16 protein-coding genes and 1 pseudogene are annotated in these 15,462 nt (G+C 61.8%); 10 read left to right on the forward strand and 7 right to left on the reverse strand.

All coding sequences use genetic code 11. The features are described from left to right. Positions 1 to 80 precede the first annotated feature (80 nt). Positions 81 to 1,837 (forward strand): annotated as a pseudogene (locus tag AB4Z53_RS17525) (tetratricopeptide repeat protein). 41 nt (positions 1,838 to 1,878) lie between these two features. On the opposite strand, the gene AB4Z53_RS17530 reads toward AB4Z53_RS17525, so the two are convergent. Both AB4Z53_RS17530 and AB4Z53_RS17535 read right to left on the reverse strand, forming a co-directional pair. Then, complete coding sequence (locus tag AB4Z53_RS17530) at positions 1,879 to 3,288, reverse strand: adenylate/guanylate cyclase domain-containing protein (protein ID WP_441596772.1); 1,410 nt, start codon at positions 3,286 to 3,288, stop codon at positions 1,879 to 1,881. A 138-nt stretch (positions 3,289 to 3,426) separates the two neighbouring features. Then, positions 3,427 to 3,843 (reverse strand): nuclear transport factor 2 family protein, encoded by a 417-nt coding sequence (locus AB4Z53_RS17535; protein ID WP_441596774.1) that lies wholly within the window; start codon positions 3,841 to 3,843, stop codon positions 3,427 to 3,429. Positions 3,844 to 4,005: 162 nt separating this feature from the next. On the opposite strand from AB4Z53_RS17535, the gene AB4Z53_RS17540 reads away from it, so the two are divergent. The 7 genes from AB4Z53_RS17540 (at position 4,006) to AB4Z53_RS17570 (ending at position 9,459) form a co-directional block, all read left to right on the forward strand. Continuing rightward, entirely contained in the window at positions 4,006 to 4,398 is a 393-nt protein-coding gene (locus AB4Z53_RS17540; RefSeq protein ID WP_441596776.1) for a GFA family protein, read from the forward strand. Between the two features lie 142 nt (positions 4,399 to 4,540). Then, the gene (locus AB4Z53_RS17545; RefSeq protein ID WP_441596778.1) at positions 4,541 to 5,614 is read left to right on the forward strand and encodes a cyclic nucleotide-gated ion channel; all 1,074 of its coding nucleotides are present in this window, start codon (positions 4,541 to 4,543) and stop codon (positions 5,612 to 5,614) included. A 188-nt stretch (positions 5,615 to 5,802) separates the two neighbouring features. Then, positions 5,803 to 6,636, forward strand: a complete 834-nt coding sequence (locus AB4Z53_RS17550; RefSeq protein WP_113539276.1) for a response regulator — start codon at positions 5,803 to 5,805, stop codon at positions 6,634 to 6,636. A 296-nt stretch (positions 6,637 to 6,932) separates the two neighbouring features. After that, a complete protein-coding gene (locus AB4Z53_RS17555) occupies positions 6,933 to 8,225 on the forward strand; it encodes a GGDEF domain-containing response regulator (protein WP_291163052.1) in 1,293 nt (430 codons plus the stop codon). 125 nt (positions 8,226 to 8,350) lie between these two features. Then, positions 8,351 to 8,827: a VOC family protein gene (locus AB4Z53_RS17560; RefSeq protein ID WP_441596781.1), complete on the forward strand. Its 477-nt coding sequence runs from the start codon at positions 8,351 to 8,353 to the stop codon at positions 8,825 to 8,827. Positions 8,828 to 9,052: 225 nt separating this feature from the next. Continuing rightward, positions 9,053 to 9,223 carry a hypothetical protein gene (locus AB4Z53_RS17565; protein ID WP_441596783.1) on the forward strand — a complete coding sequence of 57 codons (171 nt, stop codon included), beginning with the start codon at positions 9,053 to 9,055 and terminating at the stop codon, positions 9,221 to 9,223. Further along, positions 9,223 to 9,459, forward strand: coding sequence for a DUF805 domain-containing protein (locus tag AB4Z53_RS17570; RefSeq protein ID WP_441596785.1), 237 nt, complete (start codon positions 9,223 to 9,225; stop codon positions 9,457 to 9,459). Before AB4Z53_RS17565 ends, AB4Z53_RS17570 begins: the two co-directional genes overlap by 1 nt. A 10-nt stretch (positions 9,460 to 9,469) precedes the next feature. Here AB4Z53_RS17570 and AB4Z53_RS17575 read toward each other — a convergent pair whose 3' ends face one another. From AB4Z53_RS17575 to AB4Z53_RS17595, 5 genes are all read right to left on the reverse strand, one after another. After that, on the reverse strand, positions 9,470 to 10,069 hold the full coding sequence (locus AB4Z53_RS17575; RefSeq protein WP_441596786.1) for a YdeI/OmpD-associated family protein: 600 nt from the start codon (positions 10,067 to 10,069) through the stop codon (positions 9,470 to 9,472). A gap of 98 nt (positions 10,070 to 10,167) precedes the next feature. Next, on the reverse strand, positions 10,168 to 11,112 hold the full coding sequence (locus tag AB4Z53_RS17580) for a phosphatase PAP2 family protein (protein WP_441596788.1): 945 nt from the start codon (positions 11,110 to 11,112) through the stop codon (positions 10,168 to 10,170). Positions 11,113 to 11,294: 182 nt separating this feature from the next. Further along, complete coding sequence (locus tag AB4Z53_RS17585; protein WP_113539282.1) at positions 11,295 to 12,299, reverse strand: GlxA family transcriptional regulator; 1,005 nt, start codon at positions 12,297 to 12,299, stop codon at positions 11,295 to 11,297. Positions 12,300 to 13,133: 834 nt separating this feature from the next. Continuing rightward, positions 13,134 to 13,337, reverse strand: coding sequence for a hypothetical protein (locus tag AB4Z53_RS17590; protein ID WP_441596791.1), 204 nt, complete (start codon positions 13,335 to 13,337; stop codon positions 13,134 to 13,136). Between the two features lie 99 nt (positions 13,338 to 13,436). Continuing rightward, positions 13,437 to 13,715: a hypothetical protein gene (locus AB4Z53_RS17595; protein WP_441596792.1), complete on the reverse strand. Its 279-nt coding sequence runs from the start codon at positions 13,713 to 13,715 to the stop codon at positions 13,437 to 13,439. Between the two features lie 112 nt (positions 13,716 to 13,827). On the opposite strand from AB4Z53_RS17595, the gene AB4Z53_RS17600 reads away from it, so the two are divergent. Together AB4Z53_RS17600 and AB4Z53_RS17605 are read left to right on the forward strand one after the other, a co-directional pair. After that, positions 13,828 to 14,718 carry a LysR substrate-binding domain-containing protein gene (locus tag AB4Z53_RS17600; RefSeq protein WP_113539286.1) on the forward strand — a complete coding sequence of 297 codons (891 nt, stop codon included), beginning with the start codon at positions 13,828 to 13,830 and terminating at the stop codon, positions 14,716 to 14,718. 74 nt (positions 14,719 to 14,792) lie between these two features. Then, entirely contained in the window at positions 14,793 to 15,440 is a 648-nt protein-coding gene (locus AB4Z53_RS17605; RefSeq protein WP_113539287.1) for a VIT1/CCC1 transporter family protein, read from the forward strand. The last annotated feature ends 22 nt before the right edge of the window (positions 15,441 to 15,462 follow it).

Raw genomic sequence — 15,462 nt, forward strand, 5'->3', positions numbered from 1 at the left:
GCCATATGTATCTGTGAATATTCGAAAATTCACGCATATTAAACGCAACGAAATCCTCCGACACAGGAGCGGTCACCGTTGTGGATCGAAAGCTCGCAGCCATCCTTGCGGCCGATGTCGCCGGCTTCAGTCGCCTCGCAGCGCTCGACGAAGAGAACACGCTTCGCGCGCTTGAGCTGTGCCGGGGTCGGATTGCCGAATTGGTGGGTGCCCATGGCGGCCGCATCTTCGGCAGTGCCGGCGATGGTCTCGTCGCCGAATTTCCAAGCGCTGTTCAGGCCGTCCGCTGCGCGGTGGAAATCCAGCGCGGTCTTCTCGATGCGCAAGATATGCCTGCCGAATGCCGCCTGCAGTTTCGCATCGGTGTCAATCTCGGCGACATCGTCGTGTCGGGAGACGACCTGCTCGGCGACGGGGTCAATATCGCCGCGCGCCTGCAGGAGATCGCCGCTCCGTCGGGCATCTGCATTCCGGGGCGGTGCGCGAACATCTAGACGGCAAGGTGTCCTTCGGGCTGACCAGCCTCGGCGAGCGGAACTTGAAGAACATCCCCCGGCCCATTCTGGTTTTCCGGGTCGACTGGCAAGATGAGATCGCTGTCGGAGGCGGCATCCTCGACGGGGCGCCGCTGGCCGGTCGCAGCAAGGACCAGCCGTCGATCGTCGTCATGCCCTTCGACAATCTCAGCGGTCAAGGCGACGAATACTTCGTCGACGGTGTCGTGGAGGAGATCACTGCGGCGCTCTCGCGCGTGCGGGATTTCTTCGTCATCGCGCGACAGTCCGCTTTCACCTACAAGGGGCGTTTCGTCGACGTGCGTGACGTCGGCAGGGAGCTCGGCGTCACCTACGTGGTCGAAGGCACCGTCCGCCGCGGCGGCGACCGGCTGCGCATTTCCGTGCAACTGGTCGACGCCGAGACGCGGACCCAATCCTGGTCGGAGCGCTACGAGGGCGCAATCGAGGATATTTTCGAGTTCCAGGATCGGATCGCCGCGCAGGTGGTAGGGGCCATTCACCCGGCCATCCGCGATGCCGAGATCGAGCTTGCCAAGCGCAAGCCGCCGGCCAGTCTGCGCGCCTATGACTTCGTCATGCGCGCCTTCCCCAATCTCTGGGGGCGTCGCAAGGATAGCAACAACCAGGCGATCGAGCTGCTTCGGCAGGCGATCTCCGTCGATCCCAGCTACGGCCGCGCGCATGCGCTTTTGGCCTGGTGCCACGCCTCGAACGCTTCCTATCTGTGGACCGACCAGCCGGAGCGTGAATTGGATCAGGCACGTGCAGCGATCGAAGCTGCAGGCTCGATCAGCGACGATCCGACTGCTTTGACTGCGGCTGGCGCGGCAACGAGCATCTGCGGCGATCAGGAGCGCGCCGCCACCTTTATCGAAAAGGCGCTGGCGCTTGATCCGAACAATGCCTGGGCATGGGCTCGCCTCGGCTGGATCGCGATCTTCACGGACGATCCCGCGCGTGCAACCGAGCGGTTCCGGCGTGGGATGACGCTGAGCCCGAGAGACCCGCTCGCATTCAACATGAGACTGGGGATGGCCTTTTCCATGGCCATGCAAGGGGCTCTCCCTCAAGCCATCGCGATAGCCCAGGACGTCGTCAACAACTATCCTGATGTGACCTGGTCCTACCGCCACCTCGCGGCTTGGTCGGCTATGACCGGGGACATGGAGACCGCCCGATGGGCGGCGCAGAAGCTGCTGGCAGCAGAGCCAGGGTTCACGATCGAGCGGTATCGGGCGCTGCCCTGGTTTCAGAGGATACCGCAGTGGCAGCATCAGATGGCCGAGGGGCTACGGCAATCCGGATTGCCCGAACGCTGATCGCCGCTCGCGGGAAATGCGCGTTCCGTTCCCGACCAGGCTCACGGGATTGAGAAAATGCTGATCTCGTGGGTAATGCCGCGCAGAGCAACGTTGTGCGATTGCGGATTGAGGCCGCGGTCGCTGAGCAGGCCCGCGGCGCGCGGGTCGTCGAGCACGGAACCGGTGGCGAAGATCTCGCGCGAGCCTGCAAGGTGCTGGACGCGTGAGGCGATGTTGACCGTCTGGCCGAAATAGTCCTGCCGCTCGTTGAGGCTGACGGCGATGCAGGGGCCTTCGTGGATGCCGATCTTCAGCAGCAGATCCTCCGAGCCCCGGTCATCGTTGAGCTTGCGCATCGCTTCGCGCATGCGCATGGCGGCGGCGACCGCCCGGTCCGGTGTCGGGAAGGTTGCCATGACCGCGTCGCCGATCGTCTTCACCACCGCACCCGCTTCGGCCGCGACGATTTCGTTGACCACGCTGAAGTGGGTCTTCACCAGATCGAAGGCGGCGAGATCGCCGACCCGCTCGTAAAGCTCGGTCGAGCCGCGCAGATCCGAAAACAGGAAGGTGAGGCTGGTGATCTTCAGCCGCTGGTCCACGTCGATCGTGTCCGTGCGGTAGATGTCGCGGAACGTCTGGTTGGAGAGGAGCCGCTTGGCGGTCAGGAATGGCCGGCGGCGGCCGAGAATATCGTGCAGCGCATCGTTGGCGATGCAGACCGAGGGCAGGGTGCGGACATCCGTGTGGTTCTCCACCTGGATGCGCAGCGGGCCCGGCTGCATGACCAGCGCCTCGTCGTGGCGATGGCCGCGATCGAAGACGAGCGACAGCGTGCGCCGCTCCCTGGTCGGCTCGCCCTTGACGTCGATGAACTGCGCGGCGTGGGTCACCGGCTCGAAGACGATGATGAACTCCGCCGGCAGCTGCAGCGAGATCACCGCCTTTTCGCCGGGCGGCAGCTCCAGCGCCTCCAGCATGAAATCGTCGACCTGGGCCTCGTAGCCCTCGTCCGGCAGCTCGATGCCGGAGCCCCAATAGACCTGGCGGAAATATTCGAGCGGCGGCAGTTCGTGCGGGTTGTGGGCCTCGATGTGGCGTATGCGCGGGTTCACGGTGAAGGTGACCTCCACCATCTCATCCAGCGTCGGCTCGTAGCCGGCAGCACAGAGCGAGCAGGTATAGGTGTCGCTTTGCACGGTCTTCAGCGAGGTGTTGGCGTCGAGCACGCCGCCGCAGCCGGGGCACAGCACATTCCAGGAGAGTTCGAAGATACCGAGGCGCGAGGCATGCAGGAAAGCCGCGATCGTCTTTTCCTCGTTGAGCCCCTGTTCGGCGGCAAAGGCCAGCGCATTGACGCGGCAGAGCTTGCGATCCGGCGCCTCCCGGACAAAGCGCTCCAGAGTTGCGGCGATCTCGGGCTGCACGGTTTGGCGCAGCATGTCGAAGAGAGGCTGAGCTTCACTCATGCCGGCATCCTACACCGAAAACGAGCGGCGGTGCAGACGGTTTATCGGATTGGATGAGGCGGCCAGGGATTCGGCGCGCTGCCTGTCGCGCGCCCCATTTCGCTCGGCAGTGATCTTGGCCGCTTCGGCATGAAGACCCTATGCGGCCTTGCGGTCGCGGCCGAAGGGATCGCCGAGGACGGATTCCGTGTGCAACGAGGCCCGCCACCCACCGTTCTCACGGATCCAGGTGGTGGCGTCGGCGGCCTTCAACGTCAAAGGCTCGCCATCGACGTTCATCTCTTCAGTCATCGTGTAGGCGATGACGGCCACGTCTTCGCGCGGAAAGATCACGCTGACGTCGTCAAGGCGGAAGGATTTGAGCTTCCAGGAATTCTCGGCCTGCGCGGCCATCCTGCGATAGTCGTCCCGGGTGAGTACCGCCGCGCCCTGCGCGCCCACGACGATCGAGCGTTCGGGCAGCATGGCCACGGACGCTTCGGTGTCCTTCTCCAGAATGGTTTGCCAGAACTCCTGCTCGAGGTTGATGAACTCCTGTTCGTCGGCATGCGCCATCGCGGGTTACCCTCCGTTTTCGATATCCGCAGAAGACGTCAAAAGGCGAAAGGTTCCGCGATTGCGGTGCGCCGGCCGGTGGCTCCGACGGAACTCAAGAGCCGCACGCGGCGTTTTCCGGTTCAGATATCGGCAGTTACGAGGCGGGACAAAGTCACGGCGATGCTTTCGGGAAGATGCCTTTGCGGCCAGGTCAAGGTTTCCGTGCGCGGCGAGCCAACGCGGGTTGGCATTTGCCACTGCACCGACTGCCGGCAGGAAAGCGGCTCCGCCTTCACCTACTATGGCATCTGGCCGACGGCCCAGTTCGAATCCAGCGGTGAAACTGCCGCGTTTCAGGGGCGCTGCTTCTGTCCGCATTGCGGTTCGCGGGTCTTTTCGGTCGACGAGCAGGAGGCCGAGGTCAAGCTCGGCATCCTCACCGAAGCGCCGACGCCGCTGAAGCCGAGTTACGAACTCTGGATCAAGCGCCGCGAGGCCTGGCTGAGGCCGGTGGATGGGGCCGAGCAATTTGAAGAGGATCGGCAACCGAGAGCCGCCGGCAGGCGCTTCTAGAGCGGTTCGCCTCCTGATTTCCGCGCTTCTTTACATGAGCATCGATTCATGAATGGAATCGTGCTTTAGATCAAAGCGTTACTGCTTTGATCTCACCGGCGGTCGAGACGGCCGCGCGGGTGGCGGGCCGCTGGGGGAGTGTATGTCGGCACGGCCTTTGTTGAGGATGTCGGACGCTGCCAATGGTCTTTTGGCGGCGGCTGGGCTCGTGGTTGTTGCGGCGCTGACCGCAACAAGCTTTGGCGCTGCCGCGCGTCTCGCCCTCGAGGGCTTCCTCGTCGGGATCTGGGGCTTCTATGTCCTGCAACTCACCGATACGCTGATGGCGCTCGGGGCAAGGGACGGCCGCGCCTCGGTGCCCGAAGCGACGATCGATCTGATCGCTGTCATCGTTCCGCTTGTCGGCTTCCTTTTTGCCAGCACCCGGGATCAGAGCCTCTATTGCGGTGTCTGGCTGCTGAAGCCGCTCCGCCACTCCACTTTCTTCCGGCTGCTCGGTCGGGTGGTGTCACGGGCCGCACCCAATCTCATTGGCGTCACCTCGCTCTTCGGCATCGTCCTCTTCGGTGCATCGCTCGTCGCCTATCTCATCGAGCGCGATATCCAGCCGGAGAAGTTCGGCAGCATTCCCCAGGCCATGTGGTGGGCGGTGGTGACGCTTTCCACCACCGGCTATGGCGACGAGATCCCGCAGACGCTTGCCGGGCGGGTGCTCGCCGGCCTGGTGATGATGAGCGGCATCGGCATCTTCGCTCTCTGGGCCGGCATTCTCGCCACCGGCTTTTTCGAAGAGGTGCGCCGCCAGGACTTTGTGCGCAACTGGCAGCTGGTTGCGGCGGTGCCGCTGTTCGAGAAGCTCGGTTCGGCCGCCTTCGTCGAGATCGTGCGGGCGTTGCGCCCGCGGGTGGTGCCGGCCGGCGCCATCATCTGCCGCAAGGGCGAGGCGGGCGACCAGATGTTCTTCATCGTCGAGGGGCGCGTCAGCATCGCCACGCCTTCACCGACGCCGATCGAACTCGGCCCCGGGAGCTTCTTCGGCGAGATGGCGCTGATAACGGGCGAGCCGCGCTCGGCAACCGTCAGCGCCGCCACCGAGGTCTCGCTGCTTTCGCTCTATTCGGAGGATTTCCAGATGCTGTCGAGCAGCAATCCGGAGATCGCCGACGTCATTCGCAAGACGGCCGACGAGCGGCGTGGCGTGGCGCCGAGGCATTGACGGCTTGCGGTGGTCGAAAGCGGCCGGAACGTGCCATGCCGGCACGCGACCTCGTCATTTCGCCGGGCGCTCATTAACACCAGAGAAAGCCTTTCTCCTCTAGCATGGCGGCTGCAAGTTACAGTGACTTTGCGGGCATGACGAACGCTTGGGCGCTGTAGGGGGACACTCTTTTACATAGGCGTTCAATGTCGTTTTTTGGCGTTTCCGGAATGTATTATTCCGGCGAATCCCTTGCCGAGCACCGTATCGTGCTTGCCGAGGACTCCAACCTCTTCTCAGCGATGGTTTCGAAGCGGCTGAAAGAGCTGTTCGACATCGATGTCATCGTCTGCCGCGACTATGACGACCTGCAGTTCGCCGTCGAGAACGCGACTTTTCCGGCGTCGCTCGCCATCTCCAACATCAACCTCCCGGGGGCGGAGAACGGCGAGGCGCTCAACTATCTGATCGAGATGAGCGTGCCGACCGTCGTCTTCACCGGCTCCTTCCAGGAGTCGACGCGCGAGAAGATCCTCGCCAAGGAGATCGTCGACTACGTCATCAAGGACAGCGTCTTTGCGGTCGACATGCTGGCGGAATCCGTCTGCCGCTTCCTCACCAACCACAAGCACCACGTGCTGATCGTCGATGATAGCCCGACTGCGCGCGCTCTTCTGACGACGCAGCTCAAGCGCTACAATTTCCGCACCAGCTCGGCGGAAAACGGTGCGATGGCGCTCGAACTCCTCAAGACCAATCCCGATATCGGCCTGGTCATCACCGACTACAACATGCCCGATATCGACGGCTTCGAACTGACACGGCGTATCCGTGGTTCCTACGGACCGCATCAGCTGCGCATCATCGGCGTTTCGTCCTCCACCAACCGGCTTTTGTCGGCGCGCTTCCTCAAGGCCGGCGGCAACGACTTCGTCGTTCGTCCCTTCGTCAACGAGGAATTTTACTGCCGCGTGAACCAGAACCTGGACACGCTGACGAAGATCCGCACACTCAGTGAAAAAGTTAGGGTTCCCGCGTAGGCAATTCGCCAAGGCTCGATAAAAACCCCTAAAATTTATTGGGCACGTGCATCAAAAATGCCGCTCACAGGTTGCCGTATTAACGAAATTGCAATCCGATCGGTCTTCAATCCGCCCCAGCAGGAGCGGGGAGCCCGGTCACACCAGACCACGCCGGCCAAATGGCCGGTGCGGTTCGTGGCGGGGTTTGTTGATACATTTGGAGCCAGCGTCACCCCTTGAGGGAAGCACGCCTGCGGCTCGAGAGGGGTTGCAGGGACGTGAGATTGCGCCGCACGCCAGGCCGGGTGAACTCTGTGCAAAAGCACAGCGACAAGCGCATGCTCCTTGTCGAAGACTCCCGGATGTTCGCGACGGCGCTGAAATACGGGCTCGAGTCCGTGCATGGCATCCGCGTCACCCATTGCAGCTCGCTCGCGGCACTCAAGGAAGCGCTGGAGCAGGCGCCGGAAAGTTTCTCGCTGGCGGTGCTCGATCTCAACCTGCCGGACGCGCCCAATTGTGAGGCGCTCGAATTCGTGCTCGACAATCAGGTGCCGGCCGTCGTCTTCACTGCAGCCTTCAATGACCATACGCGCGAAGAGATCCTTGGGCGCGGCGTGCTTGATTGCGTCATCAAGCATCAGCCGGAATCGATCAACCTCCTGATCGGCGCCGTCGACCGGGCGCTCACCAATGGCAAGACGACGGTGCTGCTCGCCGATTCCGATGCCGCCTCGCGCAGCGAGCTTGCCGACATCCTAAGGCGGCAGCGGATCTCCGTCTGCGAGGTCGCGTCTGCTGCCGACGCGCTGCAGGTGCTCGACAGCGGCGAGGCGGTCGATCTCGTCGTCACCGACCTCGACCTCGCCGATATGTCCGGTGCAGCACTCCTGGCCGAAGTGGAGCGGCGGCAGGGTGATGGTGCGCTGCCGGTGATCGGGCTTTCCGACAGCGGCGACCGAAGGGCCGGCGCCCGTTTCCTGGAGGCGGGCGGCACCGATTTCATCCAGAAGCCTTTCCTCGAAGCCGAGTTCAACGGCCGCATCGCCCAGACAGCCGGCGTCCAGAAGCGACTGCAGACGCTGCAGCGCCAGGCGGCAAGCGACTATCTCACCGATCTCTATAACCGCCGGCACTTCTTCCTTGCCGGTCCGCGCCTGGTGGAGCAGTGCCTCAGACGCGGCGAGCCGACGGCGATCGCCGTTCTCGACATCGATCATTTCAAGCGGCTCAACGACACCTACGGTCACGAGATCGGCGATATCGTGCTGAAGCACGTGGCCAAGCGGCTCTCGGTGCTGGTGGGCGAGGATCACCTGCTTGCCCGCCTCGGCGGCGAGGAATTCGGCGTTCTCTTCAACGGCTGCGACGTACGCCGCGCCTTTGCCTTCTGTGATGCGCTGCGCCTGGAACTCGCGAAATCGCGGATCGTGGCCGACGACGAGGAACTGACGATCACCGTCTCGATCGGCCTTGCCACCATCGAAACGTCGGAAGCCTTCGAAAACTACCTGCATGCCGCCGACCAGTTTCTCTATATGGCCAAACATGCCGGCCGGAACCGGGTGATCTCGGAGCTGGCGCTTCTCGACGCGCTGGCGTCATAGGCGCCTCCGGCCGGGCCACAGCCCGGCCTCCAGAAATATACATTCACGACCTGTCGGCTTGGAACGAAGTCGAACGTCCTTCGGTTAGCCGCATGTGATCCAGCGCTTCGAGGAGGACACGACGCATGACCAATGTTGTTTCAAATCTCTGGTTCGCCAAGGAGGCCCGCGAGGCCGTCGACTTCTATATTTCGCTTGTTCCCAATTCCGCGATCATCCGCATCACCAGCTTGCCGGCAGAAAGCCCGAGCGGACCGCCCGGCAGCGTGACGACCATCGAGTTCACGCTCGGCAACCAGGAATTCCTGGCGCTCGAAGCCGGGCCGCTCGATCCGTTCAATCATTCCTTCTCGATCATGATCCAGTGCGATACCCAGGAGGAGATCGACAGGATCTGGAATGCCATCAGCGAAAACGGCGGACAGATCGAGCAATGCGGCTGGATCCGCGACCGCTGGGGGCTGTGCTGGCAGATCGTGCCGAGGGCGCTCGGCGACATGGTCGCCCATTCCGACCGTGCGCGCGCCAAGCGCGTAACGGAGGCGATGCTCGGCATGATCAAGCTCGACATCGCCGAACTGGAGCGCGCCTTTCACGGCTAGGGGATGGCTGTCTCGTGGGTGCGGGACCCGTAAGGGGCGGGGCGGCAAGCGGATCTTGTGCCGCCTCCAATGGCGGTCGGGGTGTCACGCCCGAGGCAACTTGCCTGCGCAATCATGGGGCACGTTGCTTCATAAAAACATCTACAGGTTTTATTTGCGAACTTTCTATATGACGAAAAGGCTGGCCAGCGCGGGGGCGCTTGGGAGGTCAAGGGGAGAGACGACGTGAATTCGCAGACTTTTACGAGTATTGATGGCCGTATCGGACGCCAGACCTGGTGGTTGGCGCAGGTCGTCGTCTGGATTGCGACGACGGCCGCGGTGTTTGCCGGAGGGGCGCTTTTGGCGCTTTCAGGCGTTGATAACTATGCCGCGGGCTTCAGCCTGATGCATTGATGGTTTTCATCGTCCTCGTTGCCAGCACCTATTTCTCCCTGGTCGTCAACATCAAGCGTTGGCATGATCATGGCAGGTCCGGTTGGTGGAATCTGGCGCTCTTCGTGCCAGTCGTCGGGCCGCTGCTGGGCCTCGTCATGCTGGGCTTCCTTCCGGGTGACGAGGGTGACAACCGCTTCGGCCCATCGGGCGAACGCATTGTCGGAGGTGCGGGGCAGCGCTTCGGTCGCGTTTAGCAATAGCCCTTCATTTGCTTTTCTGCGGATAGATCGTTTCGCCGCGCTTCAGCATCGCGACGAAGGTCTCGATCTTCTTCTTGCGCCCGGCTTCGGTCTTCATGTTGTGGGTGCGGAAGGCGAGCGCGAAGCGGTTCTGGGCGCTGAGCTTGCCAAGCATTTCGCGGGCTTCGGGTTCGGCATCGATCGCCGCCTGCAGGTCGTCGGGGATCTTCAGGTCCTTGCCGCTCGCATAGGCCCGGTCCCAGCGGCCGTCCGCCTTGGCGGCATCCACCTGTTTTAGGCCATGCTCGGTCATGCGGCCCTCGGCAATCAGCCGCGCGACATTGTCGACATTGATCTTGCTCCAGATGCTCTTCTTGCCGCGCGGGGTATAGCGCTGCAGAAAGCTCTTGTCGTCGAGCCCCTTGCGCACGCCGTCGATCCAGCCCCAGCAGAGCACGACGTCGATCGCCTCCTTGGGGGTGATCGAGGCGAGCCCGGAATTCATCTTGTGGGTCTTGATCCAGACTTCGGTTTCACTCTGGTGGTGGGCGGCGAGCCAAGTGTAGAAGCTGTCGAGGTCCTTGAATTCGTGGACCTTGGCGGGATTGATCTCAACCGGTGCCATCGGCGACTTGCTCCTCGGCCGTTGAAGTTGAGCCATTCAACTGAAAATGAGCATCGGCGCAAGCGGCGATCATTGATCCGCATCTCCGACCACCGGTGTCACCATTCGGCGGGCGAGGGCGCGACCGGTCCGGGCAAGCGGGTCTTCAGGCGCGAAGGGCTCGTGGCAAATGTGACGATTCCAATGGAAGCCAGAGCGACCGCGGCGCCGGCGATGATATCGACGACGTAGTGACTTCCTGCGGGTATCGCGGAGAAGCCCATTGCGAGGTTCAGGGCGAGCGCAAGATGCCGGAGCAAACGCACAGGCCACAGTGCCCACGCGCACAGTACCGCTACGGCCGCATGCACCGACGGAAATGTCACAATGCCCTGGCTCTCCGGAAGTCGCCAAACGAAGTTGGGATCGTTCCTGACCGCATGAAACTCTTCGAGGAAGAGGTATCCATAAGTCGCGTTGATGTGTTGCAAACTGTCGGTATCGAACTGGTAGTAGGCGTATGTGCCAAGGGCGGGGAAGAAGACCGCGATGGCGCTCGACAGGAAGCACAGAAGCGCATAGGCGCAAACCATCTGATAGGCTCGCCGGTCGTGGCCGGCCAGCACCAGCAAGGCCGGGCAGAGCAGTAGCTGGTAGGGGAATGAACGATAGGCTGCGTTCAACACCCCGGATATCAGAGGGTGCAGATCGATCCAGCCGATCATCGCTGTCCAGTCGACCCCAAGCCATGTGTCCCATCTGGAGAGTTGCCCGTCCGTCAATGGGAAGCCCATCCAGGCCGACAAATAGGTTGAAAGCGTGATCGGGACGACAAGGAGCAGGCCGCATCCGCAACATTCGATCATTGGCCGAAGTTTGTGAAGCTCGAACCGCAGCGAAAGGAAGCTGGCCGCGAGGACGGTGGCTGCGAAGGTTGCAGCTTCATACAGCCAACCTTCAAAGCTCAGTGGAAAGCCGGCAACGGATGCCGTGAACAAAAGCGCTGCATAGGAAAAGATCGTGCCCGCGATCAAGAACTGGCGAGCTTGAGAAAAGTCTTTCACAAAAGAAGCTCCGCACCAAAAGGAGTTGCAGATATATTCAATACTGGTTGTATATATGTAAATTAACCTTCAATAATTGCGCTCCCCTTGCATGCTTGCTTGTGGTGCGGCTTCAGCGAGAACTTGGTACGAAAAAGGGCGGATCGCTCCGCCCTTCCTGTTCTCGATCTCTTGCCGAACTCTTATCGCGCCATCTGCAGCGTCAGCTTGCGGTCGGCGCGCTCCTGCTGCGGCGAGCGGTTGTAGAGTTCGCGGTAGCATTTGGAGAAGTGCGAGGCGGAGACGAAGCCGCAGGCCACCGCCACCTCGACGACCGGCATCGACGACTGGATGAGCAGGTGCCTTGCGCGGTCGAGGCGGATTTCCAGGTAGTAGCGGGCGGGTGAACGGCCCATTTCTTGGCGGAACAGCCGCTCGATCTGGCGGCGCGAGAGATCGGCGCCTTCGGCGATTTCCAGAAGCGACAGCGGCTCGGCGAGGTTTGCCTCCATCAGTTCGATGATCGACAGAACCTTGGCGTTCTGCACGCCGAGGCGGGCGCGCAGCGGCAGGCGCTGGCGGTCATGCGGGCCGCGAACGCGGTCGGTCAACGCCTGTTCGCAGACGCGGTTGACGAGGTTTTCGCCGAAATCCTGGTCGATCAGGTTCAGCATCATGTCGAGCGAGGCGGTACCGCCGGCGCAGGTATAGATGTTGCTGTCGATCTCGTAGAGGTCGGCATAGACGTCGACCTGCGGGAAACTTTCGGAGAAACCCGGCAGGTTTTCCCAGTGGATGGCACAGCGCTTGCCGGTCAAAAGGCCGGCCGAGGCCAGCACATGGGCGCCCGTACAGAGGCTGCCGACGGCAACGCCGCGGTTGTAGACTTCGCGCAGCCAGGCATTGACCGACTTGTTGTTGAAGTCTTCGACATAGATGCCGGAACAGACCAGCACCATCGATGGGCGGTTTTCGCCACCGAGGAACTTGCGCTCGTCGGCCAGCGACGAGTTCACCTCGAGCGCGATGCCGCTCGAAGAGAGGACCTTTTCGCCGTCCGACGAAGCGAGGCGCCAGGAATAGGCCTCGTAGCCGAGCATGCGGTTGGCGATGCGGAGCGTTTCGATCGCCGCCGAAAAGGGCAGCATGGAAAAGTTCGGCACCAGGAAGAAGACGAGAGAACGCTTTTTGGTCAGTGGCTTGTTCATGAGGCTTCCCATGCTTGGCGATGCGGGTATATTCGTCGCTTGGAAGATACTCTTCGGCTTGTCTGTTTGCGACATTCGCATGGATAGCAGCGACCGCAAAGTGATTTCGCATTGCGACATCGCGCGGCAAAAGGCGGCTCGGCCCGTCTTTCAGGCTTTTGTAAGGAAAGCGACAGTTTTTTCAGTCGGCTTGACGTTATCTGACAAGAACCGCCGGAGATACGCAACAATTACAAAGCACGCTTCAGGGTTGTGTTTGCCGATTGCGACGTTTTCGATGTGGGGGTGGGGTGTCGGTATGAGACAAGTCTGCCCTCAAGGCCAGGGAAGGCGCCAAGCAATCTCGACCTCAAGGCCGCTCAAGGAGAAGTGCGAAGCGCATTGACCGATGATCACCCGCCTCTGGCGGCGCGCGATTTCCACATTGCATGCAAAGCTGCAGGCACTTCGAAAAGGCGATTTAGCGTGAAGCAGGATGGGGCAACAGCCGGTCGCCGTTTGGTCTCGCGGGTCAAGATCCTGTGGGCGGTTTTGGTTATCGCGACGGCCACCGCCTTGGGCGCTTAGATCGGTTGGGAGAACCACGGAGCAGCGGGCGCGTTGGCGCTCGCATTCGTTGGCCTCGTGGCCGGCGGTTTTCTCAGTTCACCATCGCTTCTCTTGCAGCTTGCCTGAGCGGCATTCGAGCGACGCGATTTTTCGCGGGCTTGGCGGGGCGCTGATGTGCGGTTGCCAGCAACGAGCCGCGCAAAGAGAAAGGGCACCGCCTTTTCGGCGATGCCCTTTACTGTATCCGGCCGTTTCGATCCGCGTGAAGCAGATCAAGCCGTGACGTCATTGTCCGTTCTTGTGCACTGCATCGTCCACCGACGGGAAGCCGATGTCCTTCAGCGTGTCATAGGACAGGTTTTCCAGTGCGCGTTCCTGACGATGGCGCTTCCACGCTGCCCAGGCACGAACCTGCAGATTGAAGAGACCCGGAAGGGACGAGTGGGAGGATGCCCGTTCCGAGGCCGATGAAAACTGAGTGTTGGACATTTCATGGCTCCTTCTGAGTTTCTCAGCAGGTCGCGACCATGAGGTTATGTATGGCGCAACCTGATCTATCATTCCAACGAATATGTTTGATATCTTCCATCAAACATGGTGATTGATTAGCGGGTCCGCAAACATCACGTCGTCGCGAACTCTCTTCGGCAGTTTGGCCAGTTCGCGCCGGGCTTCCACCCGATTTCGGGCGATTTGCCGTTCGCGTCGATGCTGGACAACGCCGTCGAGGACGGTAATCACTTGGGTGAGGGCGTTGAGGACCATGTCGTTGCTCCTGCTATGCTCATTTTTTACCACTGCCGGCGACGGCGGGCTGTTACAAAGGGAACTCTTCGAAGCGGCGATAACAAGTACGGCGGCGGACATGGCTTTCTCCTTCCTTCGTCGTCCTTGAGCTTGACTATCGGTCATCCCTGATGTTCAATCAAACGAAATGAAGTGAACTTATCTTTCAGTTTTTCTGATTGAGGATGCCGCCATGAACATGATGATGCGCCACGCGCTTCCGCTTCTTGAAATGGATGTGCTGAAGACCTTTGTCGCCATTGCCGAGACCGGCAATTTCACCACCGCTGCCGAAACCGTCTACCGCACGCCGTCTGCCGTCTCGATGCAGATCAAGAAGCTGGAGGAGATGCTGGGATGCACGCTCTTCCTGCGCGACGCGCGCTCGGTGACGCTGACGCCGAAGGGGGAGATGCTGCTCGGCTATGCCCGCCGGCTGCTGTCGCTCAACAATGAAACGGTGTCGCGCTTCCTGCTGCCGGACATGAACGGTGTCGTGCGGGTCGGTGCGCCGGAAGATGTCGGCGAGCGCATCCTGCCGGAGGTGCTGAAGCGCTTCGCCGATTCCTATCCCAACGTGACGATCGATGTCTCGATCGGCATGAGCAATGCCATGCGCAAGAAGGTCGACGAGCACCGGCTCGACATCGCCATCTTCAACAGCCTCACCGAGGGGACGCCGAAGAATGGCGAAATCCTGATGCAGGAGAAGCTGGTCTGGGCCGGCGCCAAGTGCGGCAATGCGCATCTGAAGGATCCGCTGCCGGTGTCGATGTGGGAGGATGGCTGCGTCTGGCGGGCGGATGCGGTGGAGAAGCTGTCGCGGGCGGGGCGCAAGTTCCGCATCGCCTTCCTCAGCGCCTATACGACCGGCCAGCGGGCAGCCGTTCTCGCCGGCCTCGCGATCGCGCCTCTGCCGCGTTATCTCGTCCAGGGCGAAATGGTGCAGCTCGGCGAGCGCGACGGCTTGCCGGATCTCGGCCACTACAATATCGGCCTGCAGGTGATCAACGATGCGCCGGCGCCGGTGCTGGCGGTTGCCGATCACGTGCGTGACGCCTTCGCCGACCTGCAGATGCAATAGGGAGGCCGCATGCGGTTTACTGCCTTCCGACCCTTGCCTGCCACCCCTCGGTTCGTATCGCGGGGCGAACGGCCTTGAGCGACCATCCACGCCCCGTTCTCGATCCGATCGACCGTCTCTCGGAGATCATCTTCGGGCTGCTGATGGCGCTCTCCTTCACCGGAACAATGAGCACGGTCACCGGCGAAGAGGGTGGGGTAAACGCCGTGCTGGTCGCTGCCTTGGGCTGCAACATCGCCTGGGGCATCGTCGACGGCGTCATGTATGTGCTGACGACGGCGGTCGAGAGGGTGCGTCGCCGCGGCTTCCTCGATTCGCTCCGGCGTGAGCCGATCGAGCGTGCCCGCGAGATGTTTCTGGAAAACCTGCCGGATGACGTGCGTCGCGTGTCTTCGCCAAAGGAGACCGAGGCGCTGCTTTTGCGGGTGAGGGCGCTTTCCTATGATCCCAGGCACAGGGCGGTCACGGGGCATGACCTGAAGGCGGCCTTCGCCATCTTCCTGCTCGTCGTCATCTCGACGCTGCCGCCCAGCATTCCGTTCCTGCTGGTCGATGATGTCGCGCTGGCAATGCGCGTTTCGAACGCCATCGCGCTCGTCATGCTCTTTGTCATCGGCGCACGGCTCGGCCGCTACATGGGCCGTAGCCCCTGGCCAATGGCCTTTGCGATGGCCGCGATCGGGGCGGTTCTGGTGGCGGTGACCATCCTCTTTGGCGGATAGTCAACGCCAGGGTGCCGGCAAG

This window comes from Ensifer sp. 2TAB8, from assembly GCF_052115125.1.
GTDB lineage: Bacteria > Pseudomonadota > Alphaproteobacteria > Rhizobiales > Rhizobiaceae > Ensifer.